Source organism: Bradyrhizobium sp. B117, from assembly GCF_038969555.1.
Classification (GTDB): Bacteria; Pseudomonadota; Alphaproteobacteria; order Rhizobiales; family Xanthobacteraceae; genus Bradyrhizobium.
Map to the genome: position 1 here is coordinate 8,079,722 of NZ_CP152414.1, position 24,259 is coordinate 8,103,980.

A 24,259-nucleotide genomic window follows, 5' to 3' on the forward strand; every position below is an offset into this window, starting at 1 on the left:
GCCACGCGGGACCGATTCCCTCCGGTCAACCTGAAATCAGTTGGCATTAGTCGCGGTCCTGCATCACAAAATCGAACACCTGGTCCATCCGCATTGCTCGCAACTTGCGATAGTCACTCTCAAGCTGAGTCAAGTCGCTATTCACGAGATAAACGATGCCTGGTGTTGACACCAAGTCGATCGTGGGAACTAGCTCTTGACCAATCGGAACGAATGCAATGGCATCCGCGAAGCTTGAGAGCTTGCGGATTGCTTCGAGTCCCGGGTAACCGGCAACGACACCGCCCATATCTGAGATCAGCGAGACGCAAAGTGCGTGAGCCTGCCGCTTGTAGGGCCTGCGCAGCCTCATATATTCACCAAAGCCGTTGGGATCTGCGTAGCGCCGGGCCGTCAGGGTCATATGGTTGTGCCCCAACGCCATCGTTCGTGCTTTTGCCGACATGGTCCCTTGAAGCCTCGCTCCGAAGTCCACCAGGACCGGTCCCCGATGGTCGACGATGATCTCAGCATGAGCCGGTCCGTCGACGATCTGTAGTGCCTGCAACGCACGCTCCAAGTAGTCTGACAGTTCCTGAACGATTGGTTCGCTGCCCTCCAACAATCTCTCAAGTGAGCAGACCGATGATGCCCCCTCAATTGGAACCGTGTCATATGTCCAGGCCTCCGTGACGAAGGCTTCCCCGTCCATCGATACGGCATTGACCGTGTATTGCTGGCCATTTATTTTTTCTTGCCCAAGGGCAAAGCGATTCAATGCTCCGACACGGTTCGTCTTCCCGACAATTGCGCTAAGAGCCCGCTGAATATCAGCATCTGTCGAGCAAAAGAATACATCCTCGGTACCCGTACTGTTCAGAGGCTTGATCACGATCTGATCGAACTTCGCTTCGCGCTTCCAGCTCGCGATCTCTACAGGACTGTCGGACACGATTTGTCTGATCGATCGCACGCCTGCGGAGGTGAGCGCGCAAGACAATCGCGCTTTGTCACGCCGAGCAGCGGATAGCGCGGTCCCATTTGATGGTACGCCCAGCCGCTCCGACAAAGAATCGGCGAGTTCAACTCCGGTCTCGCAGCCCGCGATAACGAACTCCAATTCCCGGCCATGGAGAGCCTGAAGATGATATTCAACGATGTCGTCGTACCCCATGCGCTCCCTGGGGCGAATGACTTCACCATACAGATCCGCATTGAAATGCGATTGGAATATGGGCGGAATCTGTGCAGCCGACATCACATGCACCGTTCCAATTCCATAGCGCTTGAACTCTTCCGGTAGGTATCGGCCGGTAGAGTAGGCGTCTACGATTACACAATTCCGTTCTTTCATGCGGATCTCCGATACTGCAAGTAGATGTTGCCGACAGCAACAGCCGTAATGAGAACATTTCCAACGAACGTGTGTGACGAAGGCACGATGCGAGAATCGAAGTACTGGAACAGGAAGGTGATGATAGGGGCGGTGGACAGGACCATGTTGACGGTGAAGGGCTCTACGTGCCGAATGCCCTGCTGGATCAAGAGCAAAGGAATAAGGATCGTCGACAGCCCAATTGCTGCGATCGCAAACCAATGCTGCGAGATCTCAGGCAAGATAGATGAATGATCGACTAGTCCCAGCAGCAAGAGAATCGTTCCATAAAAGCGATGCGCCAGGACTTGTCGGCCGGAAAACCCACGATCGAAGAGCAGTTTGACAAGTATATTTGTAAGGGCCAGCGATAGGCCGGCCACGATGGCCAAGACGATGCCAAAGGACGATCGAGCCCCCCACTCCACGCCTGCGTTGCCGCTGGCCGAGATCCAAATCATGTAAGTTCCGATCGTTGCGATCGTGACGCTCACGACAATATCGGCTGCTGGAGGGGCACCCTGGCGCCTGATCAGTGCATTCAACCACGCTGTTGCGGTGGGCCCCAGCGCCACCATGAAGGCGACGACGATCGCGGGTTCTGCGTATTTCAATCCGATAAATAAGCCGATCCAGCTGATTGCTGTCACGACATTGAGCGCGACAAAGACCAGGAGCGACCATTTCGTCACCGTTGCCCCGCCTCCCCCGTGGCGAGCCAGGAGATTGAACATCAGACAAACCACAGCGAAGGACAGCAGGAGCGCGACGAACACATCCGCTTGCTGAAAATACGACGCCGCATAAACCTCGCCTGCCGCGCTCAGGACGACGTAAAGCGCCACAAAGAAAACTCCCAGAGCGAAGCGATTCGCCAATCGTCCAGTCTTCCTGTGCCCGCGAGGCGACGCACGGCCCTCGCAGGACCCGACGCGTGCGTCGGCTCCGAGGAAATGTCCTTTCGACGTGCACGGACCACGTTTGGTTTGAAATGTCACAATCCGCCTCTAGCTCCTCTTAGTCCGGTAGTACCCAACACACGCCTCTCCAAACGCCTTGAACAATTGCTTGCTGAGGAGATCGCTTGAGACGTGCCATTCGGGGTGCCATTGCACACCGATTTGCAGCGTCGGGGCGCCAATGACCGAAGCCGCCTCGACCAAACCGTCAGGCGCCCACGCCTCCCGTCTCAGCGCCGGGGCAAGCGCCTCGATGCCTTGATTGTGCAGCGAGTTGACTTGCGCTTCGATCGTCCGCGCGATCGGAAAGAGCGCGCCATCGGAACATATCTTGACGCTGTGGGCGGCGTCGTACTGGCGGTCTCTTGGACGATCTGGCTTCTCGGCATGCATCGCACCACTTTCCGGCCTCCACTCCGCAAGCGATGAGCGGAGCGTGCCGCCGAAATAGACGTTGAGTTCCTGAAGCCCACGGCAGATGCCTAGAATAGGCATTCCGAGCGCGATGGCGCTCTCTATAGTTACGGCAGAGAGCCTGTCCCGCGGACGGTCGAGGATCCCAACCTCAACGTCCTGCCGGTCATCCTCCGTCAAGGACGCGGGCGCTCTCAGGACGGCGGGGTCGATGTTCGATTCATCACCTGTCAACACCAAGCCGTCGAGCCGTCGCATGATCGCCGGGACGACCTCCTCCCTCGCATCTTCGGCGTCGACCGTCGGCAATATGACGCAAGCCACGCCCCCCTGACGATGGAGTGCCTGCAAGTACTTGCGCCGCAACCAGTCGCGATGCACAGCATCGACCAGAAGACGGTTCGAAGTGACGCCTACCACGGCTCGGGTGCTCTCTGGCCGAAGCAACGTCACGCCACCTGCCCTCGTGTGCGAACCTCGGCAATGGACTGCTCATACAACCGTCGATTTCGCTCTTTTAACTGATCTATGACGCTAGATTGACCTTGAGGTCCCTTGACAAAGAGCCCGCCCCAGGTCGCGGCAACCTTCGCATAGTTCGGATCTTGCATTCGGATTTTCTGAGCTTTGCGCAACAGCCAAAACGGAATGCCCGGCGAAAGGTGATGCTCAAGGTGGTACTCATCCAAATTCTGCCCGAGGATGGCCCGCTCGAGGAAATTTCCTTTCCGATTCCGGGTGAGATAGACGTTCTGCGTCTCGGTTTCGCACATAGGTGAGTGCTCAGCGAGCTCGATGAACCATCCGAGGACCTGAAACGTGGTGAGATAGGGCACGATCCAGAACAGGACGACGATATGGAGCAGCCCAACAGCATATGACCCGGCCAGGATGCTGATCCAGAAGAGATAGAAGCCATACTTGTCGACAAGTATGCCTGAGCGGCTCTGATCCTCGACATCTGTGACCGAAAATCGATTCGTCCAAAGGTACTTCAGATACGCCACTGTCGCGCCGCCGAAGATCGGCTTCCAGATCATGTTGAAAGCGTATCGCTCCGGAGGCTGCACCTCGTAAACGCCGCTGGCCAGGAAGAACTTCAGGTCGGGGTCCTTGTCCGGGTCTCCAAGATAGGGGTGATGCAAATAGACGTGCGAAATCCGGTAGGCCCAGTGGCGCTGGAACAAGGGATAGGAAGCGAACAGAATGCCCAGGACGTAGTTCCAGGTCGTGTTCTTCGCGAGCGTGCGGTGAGCCGCATCATGAGCGATGGTTGTCAATCCGCGCTGATAGGCACCAATTAGAAGGACGGCCAGCGGGTAGAGCCACCATGAGACTGACACAGTCGCGAGCGTGCACGCAGTGATGATAGCGTAATCTTTGGCAATATATGCGGCTCCCGTTATGTTGTCGGGCCTCAGCTCAGAGAGCTGCTTATTGATCTCTCGGCTGAATTGAACGGCCTCATAGCGTGATGACCTCAATTTCCAAGCATCTGCCTGATTCATGAGAACTTCCTCCTGATCGCCTTGCTGGTTGTCAGATTGCGGAAAGCGCCTTGTCCAGATCGCGCAGGATGTCGTTGACATCTTCGATGCCGACGCAAAGCCGGATCGAGCCGCCAAATATGCCGGCGGCTTCGCGCTTTTCCCGCGGGACGGTGGTGTGGGTCGTCGAGACAGGATGGGTCACGAGCGTGCGGGCGTCGCCTACATTCGAAACGTGATACATCAAGTCGACGTTCTGGATGAACTTGCGCCCGGCTTGTTCGTCCTCCACTTCGAACATGACCATCGCCCCGTGTCCGTATGCAACATTGAGTGTCTGTTCGACGACTTCCCGATCGGCGCCTTCAAAGAGCCCGGGGTAGAAGACACGGCGCACTTTAGGATGCTCCTTGAGAACATCGGCCACGATCCTGGCATTCGCGCAGTGCTGCTTCATGCGAAGTGGCAGCGTTTCAAGCCCCTGGATCAGTTGAAAGCTCGCAAACGGGGCGATCGCCGCGCCGGTATCGCGCAACCAGGTCATGCGAGCCTTGAGGAGAAACTCGCTCTTTCCGAGATCGTCGACATCGCGCACCGCGTTATGCCAGATAATTCCGCCATGCGCATCGTCGGGACGATTGAACAAGGGAAAGCGAGAGGCTCCCCGGTAGCTAAACTCGCCGTTGTCAACGATCAGTCCGCCGAGCGTCGTACCGTGGCCGCAAATATATTTTGTTGCGGAGTACGTCGTAATCGCAGCGCCGAGATCTGACGGCCGGCATACCAGGGGCGTTGTCGTATTGTCCACGACCAAAGGCACGCCGTACTTTCGGCCGATCTCGGCCAGCTGTTTGACGGGGAGCGGAATCAGACAAGGATTCGAAATCACCTCTCCGAACAGGCATATCGTGCGATCATCAATGGCACGTTCAAACGTCTCGGGCTTTCGAGGATCTGCCGTCCTCACGCTGATGCCAAGACGCTTTAATGTGTTGTGGAGCAGGTTCCAGGTATTGCCATATAGATACGGAGAGGCGACGACATTGTCTCCCACTTCGCCACTTGACAGGTTGACGATAGCCAGGAACGTCGCCGCTTGACCTGACGCGACGGCGAGCGAGTCCCTTCCCATATCGACGGAGGCGTAGCGCCTTTCCAGCGCGCGGGTCGTCGGATTGATGATCCTCGTGTAGGTGAACCCGTCGGCCTTGACGTTGTAGACGTCAGCAATGTGGTTTAGATCGCCATCGAGTTCATAAGCCGTATTCTGGTAAATCGGCACTGCGACGGCTTTCGTCACTGCGTCGCGTCGATAGCCCGCATGCAGAACCGCGGTCTCGGCCGAAAACGACAGCTGCGGTTCTCCAGCCATTCGAGCTGGCATCTTTACCCGAGCGCCACATGTCTCTTGGGCCGACATCGGCGCAGCTGACCGACCCTGACTGGAGCGGAAATATGTACGAAATGCGCAGCCCAACTGCACGATCCAGCTGGATTGGATTTCTCCAATGCAACCAATACGGAAACTCCGCGTCGGAAGATGCAGCTTCGAGTAGACGTAAAGGTTGTGGGCTGCCAAGTGGCGGTACAGCCCGTCGAATCCTGCCTGGTCCACGATTCCGGACGGCGCACCGAACGCGACGCAGACCGGCGATTGCAACTCGGTCGACAGCAGCGGCGACACTACTCCTTCGAGTTCTTTGACGAGATCGTCCCTAATCTTCTCATACCTGCGGCGCCTCGCATCAATGCCCTCCTCGTGCAGAATCTCCAGGGCCTTTGTCGTTGCCTGAACGATGTGGGTTGGTGGGGTCGATCGCCACTCACCGCTGCGCTCGAGCGAGAGCCATTGATCTCTCACGTCGAGCACAAAGGACCTCCGTTCTTGAACCGCATTCTCGAGCAGCTCGCGAGACGCGATGACAAACGCTACTCCCGGCGGCCCTTCAATGCACTTGTTGCTCGAGGTGACCAGGACGTCAGCTCCACGCTGGGTCAGATCGATATTATGGGCGCCAAAAGAACTCATCGCGTCGATGATGGTCTTTACGCCACGTCGCCTCGCCTCCTCCACAATCGCGTCCAGGGGATTGACGATTCCGGTTGTCGTCTCGCAATGCACCAAACATAGGTGCGTAACGCCAGGATTTCGGCTCAGATACTCGCCAATTTCTTCAGGATCCAAAGGATCGGTCGCTCGCTTGACGAGCTTCAGCGCTTCGACGCCCCACAGCCGCAAGATTCGTAAAATGCGCTCGCCATAGATGCCGTTTATGCAAACGAGCGGCCTGTCCGCTCGGGACACAAATGAAGAGAGCGCGGCTTCCATCGCAAAAGAGCCGCCTCCCTGAATAGGCACCACCGAATAGTCCTCAGCATTTCCCAACAAGCTGAGCATCAGCCGCCTCATGCAGGCGGTCACTTCCTTGAACTCGCGATCGCGCGACGCGAGATCAAGCTGCATCTGGCTCCTGACCGCCAGCGATAACGACAATGGACCAGGCGTCAGCAAAGAGCGCTGTCTCGTCAAACCATTCCTCCTCAAGTTGTCGTGTCAATTGATCTGGATAACGCCAGCCACCAGGGAGCCCTGGGCGAGCATCGACTTCCTAGGTCAACAGCTTCGGGCCCAGCGCCATACGCGGGCGCGTTTCGGGTGGGCGTCCGAAACCCCTGCCGGATGGCGACCTCCGTATCTCATCGCAGATGCGGAGCGATCGCTCATAAAGCTCCTCACGGATGCCATTCACATCTCCTAGACATTGGCCTTCCGAGCGCGCGCTCGAACGCAGGTGACGCTGACGCGCGATCTCATCCCAACTATCATCCATATGCAGACTTAAGCGCCGTCGGCTTCTAGCCGGCGCGAAGCAGTAGGTCGGTGACCGACCTTACGCGGTGGACCTGCTCTATTCAGGCAAACTCGACGTTAGGAAAACGATGCAGTCGGATGTCATCGCGCCTGGATGCAGACCATGCCACGACACACTTGATGATCGTTGTCGGCAGCGGCAGTCTGATGCGTGGGCTTGAGACTCGATGCATTCGCACTCCGTCGCTTTTTGGAGGATTTCGGACGCCAATCACTGTCGTTGTCCATTTCGAGATCGTACAACTTGACGTTAGGGTCGTTTCAACCCTCTCCCGGCATTTTCTCGTGTGAATTTTTCCTGACGTACTCCCATCTGGCGGCGACAAGCCGACGTAGGCGGCAGAGTGCTGAGATTCACAGCGAGCTAGAGTGAGAGTTCGACATCGGGACCGTCGGCATTCCGCCTGCAAGCGCGATACTTGGAGGGAAGTGATGGCCCGATCTTCCGTTCACGTACGATCCTCGCCATACCCCCAGATGGAGGTACCGAGCTTCTCCGCCGTGCAGGCGAGATCCTCCTGGCTGCTGGTGCCTGGAAAATGTACGCGCTCGTCGCACCTGACTGCCGATATCACATCTTTGCGCTTCAATGGAGCGGCCTTCGTCGAGTCCGGCTTGAAGACAATTGGGGGGCCTTGAATCGCTGGCCGTTTAGCAACGATCAGTTCGACACCTTTCGGCCAGTCGCCGCGAAGCAGAACATGTCGTCCTGCTTAGGACTACGTCGAGCCGATTCCAGGTGATGGCACGTGTCCCTATCTGCGAGCAATCGCTAGGCTGGCAGCATCGAGGCGATCTGGTTGGACGGATTGCGCCTCCGAGCCGTCCTGCTCGCGTTGGCTCCTCTGCAGCGCCTGCTCGTTGATGGCGAGCTCGCGTTCGACGCGGTGTACCGCGCGGTCGAACAGGTTGACGGTGGACCAGAGCGGATCATCAAGACATCGGCCTTGTCGCTTGTCATGGATGAACTCGCTTGCCTTTTTGGCCGCGCTCCTCACCGGCTTCATGGCAGGATGGCTAAGGATCGCGGCTGCTTTGTCTTGCGATGCGAAGACGCGGCGCGCACACGGGCCGCATCGGTCGACGAGCGGCGGGCCAAAAGGAAGCAAGCTTCCCGAAAGCTGGCAGGTCGCGACAGGAGAGAGTCGGGGTCGACTGCTAAGTTCGGATTGGTCAATATACTGAAGCAAGCGCCCGCTCGCTGGACGCGGCCAGGCTCAGAAAACCGGGGCCCCACCCTCATACTGCTGCGCGAAAGATCGAAGCCGGCCGAGACGCTGCCTGGCTTGGCTAAATGGGAGCTCGGCGTCGCTGGCCGCACGCGTAGAAAGAAGCGCTAAGCGAAACTCAACCGACTGGGAGTCGGAATTCCTCTCTGGCCTTTGTCATCGTCGTAGATTCTCATCTGGAGCATGGAAGGCACTTCTTGATCTCCATCCGCTCCCGACCATGCTCAATCTCTGCTCGCGTACTCGCTCTCGAATTGCCCGTCACTTCGAGCATGTAACCGGAAGCCGGCACTCGAGGAGTGGGTGCGACAATTTTGTTCCTTTAGAGCGAAAAGTCCGATGGCAGGCCAGCCCGAGCCGAATCGTCTTTGGCCGGGCCCGCAGGATATTCGATGGTGCGATGCGAGGGACATCTAACCATTAAGAATTGAGCGCGCCATCAAGACATCCACTACCGCTTCCGCTGAATGCTCTAGGGTCTGCTCCATGGTCCTCAGATGAATCTCGGGTGTTGTTGGTGCTTCGTAGCACGAATCGATCCCGGTGAAGTTCTTGATCTGGCCGGATTTCACTTTTGAGTACAGGCCTTTTGGATCTCGCCGAGCGCATTCCTCGATTGGCGTATCGACGAAGACTTCTATGAACTCATCCTTGCCAACCAGACCGCGCACCCTGTCCCGTTCGGCCCTAGAGGGCGAGATGAAGGAGCAGATCACGATCAAGCCGCTGTCCGCCATCAACTTGGCAACTTCACCGACGCGCCGAATGTTCTCCACGCGGTCCGTCTCCGAGAAACCGAGGTCCGCGTTTAATCCGTGCCGGAGGTTGTCGCCATCCAGCAGCATAGTATGCCGCGACATGCCACACAGCTTTTGATCAACCAGGTTGGCAATCGTCGTCTTTCCCGCGCCAGACAGGCCAGTGAACCAGATGACGCAAGGCTTCTGATTCTTGAGCGCGGCGCGCTCCCTCCTGTCCACGGATAGCGCTTGCCTAACAATATTGGTGTCCCGCCGTAGCGGAAAGGCGATCATGCCGGCCCCGACCGTACGATTCGTGTAACGATCAATGAAGATAAATGATCCGGTCTTTCGATTGAGCTCGTAAGGATCGAATACTGCGGGCATTGCGGTCGCAACATCGCAGAAGCCGATCTCGTTGAGGGAAAGCATCCCGGTGGTCAGATGCTCACAAGTGTTGACGTCGATCCGATGTTTAATTGCGGTAATGCTGCCGATAATCGTCTGCGATCCAATCCGCAGGATGTAATTGCGTCCGGGAGCGAGCGGCTCGTTGTCCATCCAGATCACATAAGCGGCGAACTGGTCGGCGACCTTCGGTCGGTCGTCCGGCCGCGACAGAATGTCGCCACGGCCGATATCGATTTCATCTTCCAGTGTAATGGTAACCGCATCGCCGGCTTCGGCGCCGACAAGGTCGCCATCATGGGTCACGATCCGCTTGATGCGCGTGGTCCGTCCCGAGGCGGCGACAACGATCTCGTCTCCTGCCGAAATCCTCCCGGAAGCCACCGTCCCGGCATAACCCCGAAAATCCGGGTTTGGGCGGTTCACCCATTGGACCGGAAAGCGGAAAGCCTGGCCTGCGGTGCCGGACGGGATGTCAATGCTCTCCAAATGCTCGAGCAGGCAGGGACCATCGTACCAGTTGGCATGAGCGGAGCGATCCACAACGTTGTCGCCGTAGCGGGCCGAGATCGGGACCGGAACGATCGAGGTGAAGCCGAGACCGGCGGCAAAGGCCAGATAGTCACGGGCGATCCGATCGAAGCACTCTTTGTTGTATGCGACAAGATCGATCTTGTTCACTGCCAGCACGACATGACGAATACCGAGCAGCGAACAGATAAAGGAGTGGCGGCGGGTCTGAACCATCACGCCTTTGCGGGCATCGATCAGGATGATGGCGAGCTGGGCATGGGAGGCGCCGGTAGCCATATTGCGGGTATACTGCTCGTGGCCGGGAGCGTCGGCCACCATGAAGGAGCGCCGCGGCGTCGTGAAGAAGCGGTAGGCGACGTCGATCGTGATGCCCTGCTCCCGTTCGGCCTCGAGCCCGTCCACGAGTAACGCGAAATCGATGTCATTTCCGGCGCTACCGTGCTTGATGCTGTCGCGTTTCAGCACCGTGAGCTGATCGTGGTAGATCATCTTGCTGTCGTGCAGTAACCGGCCGATCAGCGTCGATTTGCCGTCGTCCACCGAGCCACACGTGATGAATCGCAGCTGATCCTTTGTCCTGGCCGGGACCGCTTCCGTTGCCGGCTTTACAAACATCAAAAGTAACCTTCCCTCTTCTTCTTCTCCATTGAAGCGGCTTCATCGACATCAATTAGGCGTCCCTGGCGCTCCGACACAGTCGCAGTCCGCATTTCTGCGACGATGTCTTCAATCGCCATCGCGTCGGATTCAATAGCCCCGCTCAAAGGGTAACATCCAAGCGTCCGAAAGCGGATCATCCGCATTTCTGGCGTCTCGCCGCAGTTAAGCGGCAATCGCTTGTCGTCGATCATGATCGTCGCACCATTTCGACGTACTGTGGGTCTTAGTTTTGCGAAGTAGAGCGGAACGACCGGAATCTTCTCGAGCATGATGTATTCCCAGACATCGAGCTCGGTCCAGTTTGACATCGCAAACACGCGCATGGTTTCACCCTGGCGTATCCGCGTGTTGAACAAGCTCCAAAGCTCCGGTCGCTGGCTACGGGGGTCCCATACGTGTCCGGCCGAACGGAAGGAGAGTATCCGTTCTTTTGCGCGACTCTTTTCCTCATCGCGCCGGGCGCCGCCAAAGGCGGCATCAAATCCGTGGAGGTCGAGGGCCTGCTTCAGCGCGTCTGTCTTCATCACCTGGGTATGGAGCGCGGAGCCGGAATCGATCGGATTGATCCCGCGCGCGATGCCCTCCTTGTTGATATGGACAATCAAGTCGAGGCCGAGCCGCTTGGCTGTCGCGTCTCGAAAGCTGATCATCTCACGGAACTTCCAGGTCGTGTCGACGTGAAGCAGGGGGAAAGGCAATTTTGCCGGATAGAACGCCTTGATCGCAATGTGCAGCATCACGCTTGAGTCTTTTCCGATCGAGTAAAGCATGACCGGCCGTTTGAACCCGGCGACCACATCACGCATGATTTCAATCGATTCAGCTTCGAGACGGCGCAGATGTTTCGGCAGCATATATCTTCTTTTCGATGCAGGATCTCTGTTCTTCGCCGTTCTGTAGCTCCAGCCCAGAGTGGAGAATATGCGCGGAGGAAACGGCCGGCCAAGCGGCAGGCTCGTTCATGAGGTCGAGCTCCATTGGACAGCAGACTTGCAGACGCGGCAGCATCTCGTATTCCTCCGCTGGTGCGGCCGGCGCCGGCCTCACAGCTAATCGGGAGATCAGCTCGTGCGGGTCCAGGATCTTGGCTAAATCAACCAACGTGTTTTGATCGCAAGCATTCAGATCGCACTAGCAGTTATTAAGGATCCGCTCAAGCCGCTCGACTTCGCCTCGCAACATCTCGATAGCCGCGTCGCGGTTCTCCGAAACGTTCCAAGCAGTATGGACCGGCTCTCCAGCGTGAGAGGGGCCAGATAATGCTCCGGCCTTGGTACTTCGCAAATCCCACCAGGTTCGGAATATCCGACGATAGAGTTCAGTTACCTCACTTCCCCTATCCAGCACTCCGGCTTCCTGTGCACGCAGCAGTTCCTGCTCATATCCGAGTTCTAGCAAAAGCTCAGAGCCGACCAAATCAGTCACGGTTTGCATCTCTTCGACGCTCAATTGAGATTGCCATGATTTGACAGAGCTTTCGTCGACGGCGTTTCGTTCCAGGATATTTCGATCCCCAAAGCTGCTGGATCGAAGATAATCTGCTTGTCTCATCCCAGCCGATGCGACGGCCGCTGGGTCACAGCCGAGCCCCTTCAACAGACGCCGGATTTCCTCGTCCGGATGCGCCACGAGCAGTTCGTATTGCACGAACTGAGTCTGCGGGCGAGAGCGGTGCGCGGCGAGCTTGGGAAGGCCCAGAACCAAATCGGCGAGTGAAGTTATGATGACGTCGGGCAGACGGAGCATCAGATCGGTGAGACTGGATACGCTAACCGAATGCGGGCTTTCTGTCCGCAGTGGGACGCCCCACGTCGATTTCAGTGAAGCGGCGATGGCATAGGGATTGCGCATCAGAAGGATGTGTGGCGCTTCTGGATAGACAGATTCAAGAAACTCAAGCACGGTCCAATACCGCGGTGTCTTGTCTATGATGATGCGCTTGCCCGCGTCCACCAGATACTGATCATATGCTGCATCGGCATAAGCGCGGCTGGCGATCGTGCGATCTATCCGCCCCAGAAACTCCGAGGTCGCGGTCTTGATCAGTGAGCTGCCCGCCGGATGGCGCTGGTCCACCTTGCCAAATGCTTCAAGCGCCAGCATCAACCAGGGTTCAGGCGGAGCCACAATATCTGGATGGTGCTGGAGCAAATGCGCCAGGAGTGTCGTCCCGGATCGTGGAAGACCAAGAAGAAAGCACACCGCAGGCGAACGGCCGAAACGTCCGCTCATCGTTCAGACCCTCGTGCCTGAAAAGCAAACTCTGCCGGCGCTCGCTCGATTGAGCGAAACAAGCCAGCCGGGGGATCACATGGACAGCCGCTCCCGTGCAAAGTATCAAAACAAGACTTTTGTGTAGCACTCATGAGTTTAGTCCGTTCGGTTCGATTGATCGGCGGGATCACCAAAAGATAACTGCAATCGCCCCCTCGATTGCTCGACAGTTAAAACGACGTCAAGCGGCAGCTCAATCAAACGAACATCGATTGCGGATATGGGAAGGTTGGAAAGAACTATACGGACGTTTGCCGAAGACCGCCGCCGCTACAGGAAGGCTATTACGTGTAGTCATAAGTCGCCGTTGCTGGGGCATTGAATCCGTAAATGCGACATGCACCTCGCTGAATATTCGGCATACCGGCGAGCGCGGCAAAGAAGCAGCCCACATCGCGGAAATCTCACTTGGCGACGCGCAGCTATCTTGTCAGCGTGCATCGATCCTAACGCAACTTTGCCGTGCATACTGCCGTTGGTCCAAGACACTGGGCCATAGCTCCGGCCAGCCTGTTGTTCGCAAGCCCATCCGTCCCAACTATACCAAGTGTTTGATTTACCTGCTCTTGCGGCACTGCCGCCCCCTAATCGGCGCTAAGGACGGTTGTAAAGGACGGAACCCGGCTTAAGATGGCTGATCCAGCAAGCGCGCTTGGCCGCATCTATACTGACGGAAACGAGATTGTCCGGCCGATCACATGGGAGGACCATTGTGTTGGGCATCACTGGGCCACGGTGGACGATCCTGATGGCGGTGACCTATTTGGGCAGAGAAAAAGGGTTGTACCGGCCAATCTGGTGTCACGATTGATGCACGTCGCCCCTTCCTTCGTGACGACCCACTCAAAGTTGCTAGAGAAAAAAGGTTGCTGCGGCATAAGTCCTCCGCAAACGATGACCGGATCCTGCAGATGTCGCTGATGGCCAAAACGCGCAAGCATCTCGCGACTTTGGCGCCACGACAGACAGCGCAGGATGAGCTCACTTTTGATGAAAGCGGCATTGACCGATCAAGCGAGTTCATTGCCAAGGCTGCTACAATGAGACATCGCCTGGAATGGGCCCGCTCTGGCATTCAGAAGACCAAACGCACGGTTGTCAGAAATGGACTCGCTAACCATAAGTCTCCCATTCTTCGAATATGTCTTGAAGCAGCGCGGTCGAAGGTGGTTGTGGTCCGTTCACAACGCCGACGGCGCGCAGGTGATGACGGGTTCAGGACGTAACCGCTCCGCCGCCATCTACCAAGGTAACAGAGCGCTTTTTCAATTGCTGCTGAGCGCGCCATATCGCCTCGGAGCTCGAGCTATCCGACAGGCTCGGCGAGATCGGCTTACGCCCAAACTTTAGCCGCGCGCCTACGACGCAGCTTTCGATTACCCACATTTCCAGCAGCTTCGATTCTTTAAGCCACGCACTTAGAGCACCAAGTCGTGCAGCCCGCTCCAGGGCAGATTTCCTTAGCTCTGTAGTCAGAACTTTAGGGGCTTTCAAGGATGAGAGCGGCGTCTCCGGGATCAATTTCGTATATCATCTTCAAGGTCGCAGCGAGATCGGTATCACCCCGCCTCGGCGGACGCTCAGGAATGTCAGTGGACGCAATCGGATCAGACTGCGCATCAACCAGCAACAGCGACCAGTGACTGCCGCGCTGATCTCTATCCGTATTGCTGGCATTGCTTACCATCCGCCTTGAGCCACCGCGCTTGAAATTCGTCCATCATCTTCAAGGCAGTCAGGAGGTTTTTATTGTTCGGAAACAGCTCTGCAGCGCGCTTGATGCGTGAACGCTAACATGCAAGGGGCCCCAATGCGCCAGCAGAAGAACGGTTATGATCGCGGCGTCTTTGTCGTAGACGAGAATAGTAAGCTCCGCCCAGACATCGCCGCAAAACGACTTCTCAAAATCGATCAGGCCTGAGGCGGATACGCCGGATGCTATTTGATGAGGGCATCGACTTTCGGCCGCAATGCATCATCGAGCCGCCTGTAAGCGATTGCGGCAACTCCATGTCGCCCATATCCCGCCAGGCGTAAGCGGGACTGGCCAGCCCCATGAGGACGAAAACAATACCCGAGAACGCGCATGGCTTGGCTCCCCTTCCGCACAGCAATGGCTGGAAATAAAACCTCTCAAATCAGTCCGTGCTTCGTGCCGACGGGATCACTGCCTTGATGGAGACCAACTGGCATTGATTCCTCAGAAAGGCACAAAGGTCTCTGACAGGCGATTTGGGACTTCAACGGGAATGACCATCGCCACGTGGGTCTGCTGTTTGCCCGCTCGAGGCAGCGAGCAACGCTTCTACAGCGCTGAAGGCAACAAAGTGGCCGGTGTGATCAATTGTACGGTCTACAAGGGTTTGCGAAAACTCCGACCTTTAAGAGCGACCGCGAAGGTCACATTTTCTTCGAAAACTCCGTGCTAACCATCGTCTGATTGTCCCGGCCGGATGTACGCTGTGGCATGACGGGAGCCCCGGCCTTCATGCCGGGGTTTTTCGTTTCCATCGCGAGAAGTCCGCCGATTCACTTTGCGGAAGAGCGCCTTTCCGTATTTGCGCAAGAACAGGGCAGTGGCGGCCTCACAGCCTTCGTATGCCAACTTCCAATCCCAGCCTCCCCGGCGGTGGCCACCGCATGCGCGTGACAAATTGCAGTTTTGCGCAATGTCTGCTTCCCTGGTGCTGTCGTGAGAGCGACCGGCATAGCCACCTTGCACCTCCCTAACCGTCACCCCGCGAGCATGGGCACGATGAGCGGATAACGTCCTGTTACCTGATCTTCTCCAGCCGTTGGTTGCCAGAGCGCATCAGGTGATTTTCGAGGTGAGACGATGGACTTCGGCCCGCCTCCGATGAACATACTGGCGCAGCAATCGGTCCACCAGTCACCTAGAAGAAGGTGCGCAGCGTGGCGTCAAGTTAAGGTGATATTTGCTGTCCGACCCAGCTGCGCAGTGATCGGATTGCGGGATGCACGGCGGGAGATGCAATTTTCTGACTTGCTCTCGCGGAGTATGAGCACGTCTTCCGTCGAGATCACGCCGGCAAGGCTCAAGTCTGCGTAGCAGACATACGCAAGCTGTCACTGCAATGATCCATCCAGCAATAAGTGTTCCACGAAGGCTTACGGGACAGTTACGATCACTCTGATCCCTCGTCAGCTTCTAGAAAGCTAAGCCTCTTAGCGTGAACGTACTTATCCAGACCGGCGTTAGCTGCTCAGATCTGACTAGGAGAGTGGGATGGATGCGTTTAATAATCTCAACCCATTCGAGACCCGTGTCGATCAGGCGTACTACGATCGGCGGCAACAGCAGCAGGCCGACCAAGCCGGGTTTCAGCAGCACGTGAATGATTTGCGTCTTCACGGTCGCCTGCCTCCCAATCCAATTAGCCTCGGCGAGCCGCCCTGTGTTGCTTCGAACAGAGGTGCGGATCGTTTGGGAATGCCGCACGAGGATGTAGTCCGACAGGGCACCTCGCGGTCGCCGTCGGATTCGTTCGCCTGCTCTGAACGAGACGATCAGCATGTGCTTTTTCCGGTCGCGGATCGCGACGGGCAGTTGTCGGATGGCAACTTCAGTCTGACAGATGATTGGCACGCCATGGATTCAGCTGCCGATTGGCCACCGTATAGTGTCGATCAGGAGGAGCATTCGTGGGCCGAGGCCGGTGATGTAGCGCCGGAGTCGTCAACATTCGCCGCGAATCGTTCCGAGCAAAATTTGGGGGCATCGATTCTGGGCCGACAGCCCCGGCCGGGCGATGGCAATACCTCTAGATTGACCCCGGCCGCAGCGCAGTGGACCATAGCCTTGCAAACGGGGGCTCCGAGGCGCGCAAGCGGTCAGACGCATGAAGAACCTGTCTTCAGCGAGTCGCGGCTTAACCAGATCCTGGATGGTTGGGCCGAAGAGGAAGGGCAGTCGCAAGACGAGAACCGCGAAGAGGCTGTAAGACGAATAAAAGCCTGGAGTGAGGCAGGCGACGTCTATGCAGGGCTGGAGCTCTTAAATCTATCCCTGACGACACTGCCAGCCGCCCTTCCGCCTGGGCTTCAGTCGCTCAACGTGAGCGACAACGAGTTGGTGCACCTGCCTGACGCCCTCCCGTCTGGACTGCGGGCGCTCGGCGCCAGCGGCAACCGGCTGACCCGCCTGCCCGACACACTCCCTAACGGGCTTCAGTCACTTGCCATCGGGGGCAACCGGCTGACCAGTCTGCCTGAAAACCTTCCAGAGGGGCTTTTGACGCTCGCGGTCGGCAGTAGCCGCTTGACCAGCCTGCCAGATACCCTGCCGGATGGGCTGCAGGACCTCGACGTCCGTGGCAACCGGTTGACCAGACTGCCCGACGCCCTCCCCATCGGACTTCAGTCACTTGCCGTCGGCGGCAATCGCTTGACCAGCCTTCCCAATACACTCCCGCCTGAAATCCAAGAGCTCGAAGCCGATGGCAACCGGCTGACCAGCCTTCCCGACACTCTCCCCGTCGAACTGCAGGTGCTCTTTGCGCGCGACAACCAGCTGGACAGTTTGCCCGAGACCCTCCCCCCCGACCTTCAGAGACTTCACGTCGGCGGCAACCGGCTGACCAGCTTACCCGACAATCTCCCCGTCGAACTGCAGGTGCTCGAGGCACGCAATAATCGGCTGAGCAGCTTGCCGCAGGCGCTGCTAACCCGGCTAGGTTTTGGGTGCATGGTTTATTTGGAGAATAATCCGCTGCTCGAGCGGGTGCGTACGAATTTGGCGGAAGCCCTCAATTCCCCGGGCTATGACGGCCCGCGGGTCTTCTTCTCGATGGGCGAGGGACCGGCGGTTGATCAGGAACGGTCGCTCGCCGAGGTGGTAGCGGACTGGATGGACGGGGAGCCGAAGGTGATCGACGCCTGGCAAAACTTCGCCGGCGAAGCGGGGGCGCCGGAATACGCGCTCTTCCTCGATAGGCTACGGAACACCGTAAATTATGATAATCCTTATCTCCGGGAGGCCGTCGCAGAGGATCTGCAGCAGGCTGCGATCAGACCGCACTTGCGCGAGCAGTATTTTCAGTTGGCTTTCGGGGCGAGCGAGAGCTGCCAGGATCGCATCACTCTGACCTGGAACAGCATGCAGACCGCACGCCTGAACGCTGATGTCGAGGACGGGGCCTATGACGATCGGCTCGGCGAGCTCATCCATAAGGCCCGGGTCTTGTTCCGCCTGGGCGCACTCGAGCCGATTGCCCGTCAGAAGGTCAACTCACTCCAGTTCGTCGATGAGATCGAGGTCTATCTCGCCTATCAGGTCAAGCTACGTGACCGGCTGGACCTGCAGCTCATCGCTCCGGACATGCGGTTCTATGACATCTCGTACGTCACTGAGCACGACCTCACCGCAGCCGAGACGCAGGTGCGGAATGAGGAAGCGGCGGGGTTCGCCGATTTTATGGCAACTCGCTGGCAGCCCTGGGAAACGGTGGTGAGCCGGATTGCCCCCGACGCCCATGCAGAGATGCAGAACCGGCTCGCCGAGGCGATGGACGGGGAGTTTCCGAGCCGGCTCGAGCAGCGACTCGCCGACCATCACCTGACCGGAAACAGCGACGCCGAGTTGCAGTTCGGAGCCCAGATCCGCGACGAGATCGCCCGCGAGATCAAGGGCGCACTGATGCGGCAGGTGCTCGCGGATCATGCGCTTGAGCTGTGAAGCGGCCGTCCACTCGGCGAGGATGCCGGCGCGCCGAACGGGCTGTTCGTTGAACGTTATGCCGGCAGGATTAGGCACGTGGCAGTCACGAGGCGCGCAGAGGAGCTTCGACGACCGCTTGACGAGGAGCCCGCAGAGATGGCGAGATGATCACTTCACCTCGTCGGCTTTCGCGCAAGCCGAATTGCATTCAGAGCAGTTCTCTCAAGGAGAGCTTCGGCGAGTGCTGGATCATCTGGATGATGAAGCCGTGCCGTCGGCGGCCTTCGTCGCTTCAGAGGAGCTTCAGCGTCTGGAAAAACAATCGCATGATGAGCTTCACGGACTAGGAGACAATCATCTTGCTGCGTCGGTTTAGCGCTGTAACCGGCGACGGTCGCCGGTGCGACGTAAAAGATGATGACCAAGAGTCGGAGCCAAGTCCATGTCACGAGGGCGAGCGCGAGCTGGCCGATGCTGAACGTCGCGGCGCCAGCGACGAGGGCGACAGCGATGCCGCCCAGAGCGCCGGCTCCCGTGTGGAAGGCCCAAAGACCAACCGTTACGCCGGCGAAGACGGGCAACGCGAAGACTGCAAGCGTGAAGAGCAGCCACGCGAAAAAGCCTATGACGAGGAAAACGAGCAGTGGTGCGAAGGTGATCATGGCGGTGGGCTCCGTGAGTCATAGGTCTGACGGTTGCGCCTTTCACCACCACGGCGCGAGCGTGAGTATAACCGCAAATAGAGGCCGTCGGGAATGGCATCCGTCGGATGTTCTGCGACACCCGAAAAGCGATGCACCCGATCCGATGATCGTGGCATTGGCCTTCCGATGTCAGAACCCGGTCAATCGGCTCGGATCCAGAAATCACGTCCACTTGCTAATGTGCTTGCATAAAACTCTTGAGCGGGCCCATAAGGCGTCAACGTTAGCTCGCACTCGAGGTCTGACTCAAGAACAGTCTTACAGAGACTCGTTATGAAGCCCGAAAAACATCGTGCGCATCGAAGGGACCTGAGACGTTGGAAGCTCCACCCGAATTGAATGCTCTTCGGAGCAGCATCGACAATCTGGACGCCGCCCTGATTCACATTCTCGCGGAACGTTTTAGGTGCACTCGAGAGGTGGGAAAACTAAAGGCTCGATTGCAAATGCCTGCTGCCGATCCAGGTCGGAAGGAGAGACAGACAACAAGACTGCGTGCGCTCGCACAGGCCGCCAACTTTGACCCAGACTTTGCTGAGAAGTTCCTGGCCTTCATCATAACAGAAGTGATCCGGCATCATGATCTTGCTCGTGAAGAGATCGGTAAAGTGTAGAATTGCCTCGTTCAGCATGCGACGCGCGGGCCCGTAAAGCTTGACAAGCAAATCCTGCTTCGAAGGATGCGCTGCTACTACGCGGATGTGGACGACTATCCTTGCGTTGCGGGCGACTCGGTTTTCCTCTCCGCATACTCGGCCAGAGTTGAACCGGCGTCGGATCGACGCTTGGATGTTCTGCGGTAAGGTTCATGTGGGGGATCAAAGCGGTGCGCGGGTTAGTCTCACTAGCTCGCCGCAGAAGCATTGCGTCAATGCCTTCCGGCAGCAGTCTCGGCAACGGAGCGCCAGATCGGTGTTCCAAGCCGGCAAGTCTCGCGGGAGGCGCCAAGCCTCATCGTCGGCAGAGGCCTAAAAAAGGTCGAACGTCGGCCCAGTCAATTGATGAAGGCGCCCCAAGGCCGCTCAGTGGCGCGCCGGGTATTCCGTGATCTTGCGTGCGCCCTACCAGAGCTCAACAGCAAAATCCTCCGCGAGTTGATAGGCTCATTTTTTTTGCGGTGTCCTCGTCTGCACAGATGATATTTACGCGCTGCAGAATATGCCCATCAGGCCCGAGCATGAAGGCTGCGTATTCTTCCATCGAAGTGTGCCCCACGGCTTTGATTACGGCCATGATTGAGCGCTTTCGAAGCTTAGCTGGTTCGAGAGTCTGCGATCATGTCGCGCTCGGAGCTGGCCCTTGCTTTCTTGATAAGCGGAACATTTGCGGTGGGTCCGCCCTGTACGGTTCGGTTCGCTGGTAGTCCGATAGTCACCCAGATTGCCGCCCAAAAACAAGACCTCAGTCTCGTGAGACCCCTCACCCAATCTAGCAACTTCTTATCTCCTGGAGCACGCCCGCGCTCTAGAATACCTTTGACTTTCTCGATTGTCCAAGCGGTAACCCGACAAGGCCATCCCCACCGGAAGGAGACCGAGGATGCCCCATTCGCGAGTTTGTTTCCATTTGGCTAAAGCGATCAGCCAATGAGTTCGGCCCAGCGTGACCAAGACTGTCTCGCCGAATCTGAAAAAGCTGCTGGCCGAACGGATGTTAGATTCGGACCTAGGAGTTCGTTTAAGACTGGTTAGATTCTCGGAAGCTAACGCGCCTAGAACTGGGCGCTTTGGCCCCATCGCCTGCGTCCGGAGACGAGCGTTTCGGGGTTTCATCTTCGAGACAGGCCTATGGGCTAAGGGTATCTGTTCACTCGCGATCATACATCGCTAGCGGCCGTCGAAAGCGCCTTCCAAAGAACTTGATCAAAGATGAGGACACGTTGGGGCCCGTTCCGCGACGTTGAAGGCCATCCAGCACGTGCGTGAAAAACTCTCTCAGCGCGGATCGGCAAAGCTAATTTGCGACGAAGTTTCTACGACCAAAGAGGGCGGCCCGCAAGCCGCCCTACCGCCATTAGCCAGTGTTGCTCAAAATTACCGCTGATGTCCGAGTCCAATTCCGAGATTTAAGGCCTTCTGGCGCAGCGCGCCGGCGCTGCGTCTGGTCATTTTTGCTAACTTTATGACCGGGGTCCGAGCCTTCGAATGAACTTTGAGCTCTTTGATATCTGCCTTCGTCCACTCGCGCCGCTTGACGCGTTTCTTTGTTGCTTTTTTCACGATGAATGCTCCTTCCGAGAAGAGCGCTTGTAACATAGTTTTTTCGCAGCGACGACCGTAAAAAAAGAACAGTCATTGGAACTCGCGCCAGGTATTAGCTCGGTCATGCTTTCGGAAGACAACGTCTGGACTAGTGCAGCTGTGGAATTGTAAACTTCGTGCAGACTCTGTGTAGAGAGGCTTCGTTACAATTGAATGCTCAATCCACGCCTTTCTATTCGAAACTAAGCACGTAGACTAACATGTTCTGGAATGAGCAAGCCAATCGCGATGAACCTGAACAGCTGCATCTCGGGGAGGTTCGTGATTTGTATTAAGCCTAGAGTGATCAAACATCGAGGCCCTGAGAAACATCGGGGCGGTCTCTTGCTATGGTCACCTTATGACGATTAGCGCGCTTTATCTAAACGCCAGAGCTCCCTTGGGGCGTACGCGAATACTAGCACTACTTTGGCAGAATGTGGTTGCGCCACTGTTTTTCAAGGATTTGTTTTCTGCAGTATGGACACCGCTGCGACGGCGGTCGAAGGATGAGATCGACGATGGCGTGACGTACGGCGGGCATGGTTGGCTGAGGCGGAGGCCCGTTGATTCTTTTTTTTCCGCCCCGCGTATGCGAGGCGACGATGTTGCAGGAAGGCGTAGGCAATCATTGTCATCAGGGCATGGCGATGAAGACCTTGCCATGATCGCCCTTCGAAGTGATCAAGTCCAAGCTCCTCCTTCAACTGCTGATGCGCCTGCTCACAAATCCATCGTGCCTTGATGGTGGCGGCCAGTGTGCGCAGATCCGTCGCCGCAGGGAGGTTGGCGAGATAGTATTTCCTCTCCCCGGAGGCACGTTGCTCGCCAATGAGCCAAGCTTCGTCGCCCGGGAGATGCTGCTGACCTTTATCCCATATCCGCTGCGGAGGGCCGTCGGCGGTGCGGACACGGAGAGCAGCAAATCGCGCTTTCAGGCGACCTTTCGTCCCGCTGCGCCAACTCACGGTTTTCCATTTGGCGCTGGCCAGCATTTGTTCCGCCGCAATCGACAAGATATCTGGTACGTGGTGCTTTCGTGGCTTCCCGCGGACTTTGGTAATCGGCCAAATGAGCTGTACATCAACCGGATACACCTTGAGATGCCGAGGGATGCCAACGGCCCAGGCCAGGCCGCGGTCTGTTAGCCCTTGTCGAAACGGTGCGCTGAGCCCGTATCCTGCATCCGCCAGCACGCATCCAAAGCGCACGTTGGCTGCCATCGCTCGGTCAACCTCGGCCAAAGCAATTTCCGGCTTGGATCGTGCCGTTCGGTGTTCGATCGGCACGCGAGCACGCTTCAAACGAGACACACTGCCTGTCCAACTCTCGGGCAGAAAGAGACGCAATGCGACCATCACGGGCACTTCGCCGCGCGCAAGTGTCAGCGACACCAGCGTTTGGCAATTTGCCGTTTTGCCAAGAGAGGACGCATATTGAGCCGCGACACCAACCGAGCGTTCGCCCTTCTTCGGCATTGCCGTGTCGTCAATAACCAGCACCGCATCCTTGCCGCCGACAAGCCGGTCCGCCTGGTTGAGCAGTTCGGATTCCAACGGTGTCGCGTCCCAGACGCCATCGGCGATGAAATGGTGCAGCTGATCGTAGTTGCCGGTTGCAAGGCGTTCTGCCATCGGCTGAACGCTTTTGCGATCGCCAGGGCCGATCAATCCCGCAACGTACAGGGGGCACATCCGCTGCCGGGTCTTATGACCTAATCGGTCCAGGAACGGCTTCAGCCAGCGTTCGAGTTCGTCTTCCCATTCCGCCATTGGTCAGCCCTCCAAGAGCCGACCACCCATGAATCATTGAAAAATCGATTCGGGAATCCTAAAAAACGCGGCAAAAGCGATAATCTGCCAAAGTAGTGCTAGGGCTCGGACTCAATTGATCCAATAGGCAACGATGGCGGCGAGATGGATGGCAGCCAAGAAGTTCCTGGCTAGTTTGTCGTAGCGAGTTGCGACACGCCTGAAATCCTTGAGGCGGCAGAAACAGCGCTCGATGACGTTGCGCCCCTTGTAGGCGCGTTTGCTGAAGCTGTGGAGAGTGACCCTGTTGGATTTGTTTGGAATGACGGGCTTGGCACCACGATCGACGATTTCGGCTCGAAAGCCGTCGCCGTCGTACCCTTTGTCGCCAATGAGGCAGACATGGGTGGCGCGAGTTCCAAAAGGGCTGGCGCTGCGGCAATATCAGCGTCCTGGCCTGGAGTGAGATGAAATGCGCAAGGTCTGCAGTCAGGGTCGCTCAGCGCGTGGATTTTCGTGGTCCGCCCGCCGCGCGAGCGGCCGATCGCTTGCTCATGCTCCCCCCCTTTTCCGCCGCTCGCCGAGCGATGCGCCTTGATCGTGGTGGAGTCGATGGACAAAGTCACGCCGTCTTTGCCGCAGCGGGCGAGCGCTTCAAAGATCGCCCGCCAATGTCCGCGCTTGGCCCAGCGATTGAAACGATTGTAGATCGTCGTGTAGGGACCATAGTCGGGCGGGCAATCGCGCCAGCGTGCGCCGCACTGAAGCATGTGAATGATACCGCTGATGACGCGTCGATCGTCGTCGCGCACCGGTCCGGTCTGGTTCGTTGGCAGATGCGGCTCTATCAGAGCCCATTGCTTGTCGTTGAGCCAGAACAGTCCTTTGCGCATCGAAGTCCCCCCGCGTGGAATCAACCCGCTGCGAGGGAATCAGAGTTCGCTAACTAGGTACAG

The 24,259-nt window shown here is 57.5% G+C and carries 14 protein-coding genes and 1 pseudogene; 2 read left to right on the forward strand and 13 right to left on the reverse strand.

Annotation, left to right across the window (positions count from 1 at the left end; translation table 11 throughout):
* Positions 1 to 46: 46 nt before the first annotated feature.
* The 9 genes from AAFG16_RS39035 to AAFG16_RS39075 all read right to left on the reverse strand — a co-directional run bounded on the left by AAFG16_RS39035 (position 47) and on the right by AAFG16_RS39075 (position 12,889).
* Positions 47 to 1,333, reverse strand: coding sequence for an ATP-grasp domain-containing protein (locus AAFG16_RS39035; RefSeq protein ID WP_342733990.1), 1,287 nt, complete (start codon positions 1,331 to 1,333; stop codon positions 47 to 49).
* A complete protein-coding gene (locus AAFG16_RS39040; RefSeq protein WP_342733992.1) occupies positions 1,330 to 2,232 on the reverse strand; it encodes a DMT family transporter in 903 nt (300 codons plus the stop codon). Before AAFG16_RS39040 ends, AAFG16_RS39035 begins: the two co-directional genes overlap by 4 nt.
* Positions 2,233 to 2,361: 129 nt before the next feature.
* A complete protein-coding gene (locus AAFG16_RS39045; RefSeq protein ID WP_342733994.1) occupies positions 2,362 to 3,180 on the reverse strand; it encodes a gamma-glutamyl-gamma-aminobutyrate hydrolase family protein in 819 nt (272 codons plus the stop codon).
* Positions 3,177 to 4,235, reverse strand: coding sequence for a dhydrorhizobitoxine desaturase (rtxC, locus tag AAFG16_RS39050; RefSeq protein WP_342733996.1), 1,059 nt, complete (start codon positions 4,233 to 4,235; stop codon positions 3,177 to 3,179). The genes AAFG16_RS39045 and rtxC overlap by 4 nt, the downstream gene beginning before the upstream one ends.
* A 31-nt stretch (positions 4,236 to 4,266) precedes the next feature.
* A complete protein-coding gene (locus AAFG16_RS39055) occupies positions 4,267 to 6,678 on the reverse strand; it encodes a 2-aminoethylphosphonate--pyruvate transaminase (protein ID WP_342733998.1) in 2,412 nt (803 codons plus the stop codon).
* Positions 6,679 to 7,841: 1,163 nt separating this feature from the next.
* On the reverse strand, positions 7,842 to 8,276 hold the full coding sequence (locus tag AAFG16_RS39060) for a hypothetical protein (RefSeq protein WP_342734000.1): 435 nt from the start codon (positions 8,274 to 8,276) through the stop codon (positions 7,842 to 7,844).
* A gap of 452 nt (positions 8,277 to 8,728) precedes the next feature.
* A complete protein-coding gene (cysN, locus tag AAFG16_RS39065; protein ID WP_342734002.1) occupies positions 8,729 to 10,612 on the reverse strand; it encodes a sulfate adenylyltransferase subunit CysN in 1,884 nt (627 codons plus the stop codon).
* Positions 10,612 to 11,511 (reverse strand): sulfate adenylyltransferase subunit CysD, encoded by a 900-nt coding sequence (gene cysD, locus AAFG16_RS39070; RefSeq protein WP_342734003.1) that lies wholly within the window; start codon positions 11,509 to 11,511, stop codon positions 10,612 to 10,614. The genes cysN and cysD overlap by 1 nt, the downstream gene beginning before the upstream one ends.
* 277 nt (positions 11,512 to 11,788) lie before the next feature.
* Positions 11,789 to 12,889, reverse strand: a complete 1,101-nt coding sequence (locus AAFG16_RS39075; RefSeq protein WP_342734004.1) for a sulfotransferase — start codon at positions 12,887 to 12,889, stop codon at positions 11,789 to 11,791.
* A gap of 3,289 nt (positions 12,890 to 16,178) precedes the next feature.
* Between AAFG16_RS39075 and AAFG16_RS39080 the strand changes: the two genes are divergently transcribed.
* Positions 16,179 to 18,626, forward strand: a complete 2,448-nt coding sequence (locus AAFG16_RS39080) for an NEL-type E3 ubiquitin ligase domain-containing protein (protein ID WP_342734005.1) — start codon at positions 16,179 to 16,181, stop codon at positions 18,624 to 18,626.
* Between the two features lie 155 nt (positions 18,627 to 18,781).
* Here AAFG16_RS39080 and AAFG16_RS39085 read toward each other — a convergent pair whose 3' ends face one another.
* On the reverse strand, positions 18,782 to 19,270 hold the full coding sequence (locus tag AAFG16_RS39085; RefSeq protein ID WP_271608512.1) for a hypothetical protein: 489 nt from the start codon (positions 19,268 to 19,270) through the stop codon (positions 18,782 to 18,784).
* Positions 19,271 to 19,629: 359 nt separating this feature from the next.
* Between AAFG16_RS39085 and AAFG16_RS39090 the strand changes: the two genes are divergently transcribed.
* The gene (locus AAFG16_RS39090) at positions 19,630 to 19,926 is read left to right on the forward strand and encodes a chorismate mutase (protein ID WP_271608513.1); all 297 of its coding nucleotides are present in this window, start codon (positions 19,630 to 19,632) and stop codon (positions 19,924 to 19,926) included.
* Between the two features lie 1,419 nt (positions 19,927 to 21,345).
* On the opposite strand, the gene AAFG16_RS39095 is transcribed toward AAFG16_RS39090, so the two are convergent.
* From AAFG16_RS39095 to AAFG16_RS39105, 3 genes and pseudogenes are all read right to left on the reverse strand, one after another.
* Positions 21,346 to 21,567, reverse strand: a complete 222-nt coding sequence (locus tag AAFG16_RS39095) for a hypothetical protein (protein WP_092219384.1) — start codon at positions 21,565 to 21,567, stop codon at positions 21,346 to 21,348.
* A 443-nt stretch (positions 21,568 to 22,010) separates the two neighbouring features.
* Positions 22,011 to 23,361, reverse strand: a pseudogene (locus tag AAFG16_RS39100) (IS701 family transposase).
* A 74-nt stretch (positions 23,362 to 23,435) separates the two neighbouring features.
* Positions 23,436 to 24,196 (reverse strand): IS5 family transposase gene (locus AAFG16_RS39105; protein ID WP_271608514.1). Its coding sequence is split into 2 segments (ribosomal slippage): positions 23,436 to 23,701 and positions 23,701 to 24,196, totalling 762 coding nucleotides; the frame shifts between segments, so codons are not numbered across the junction.
* Positions 24,197 to 24,259 lie beyond the last annotated feature (63 nt).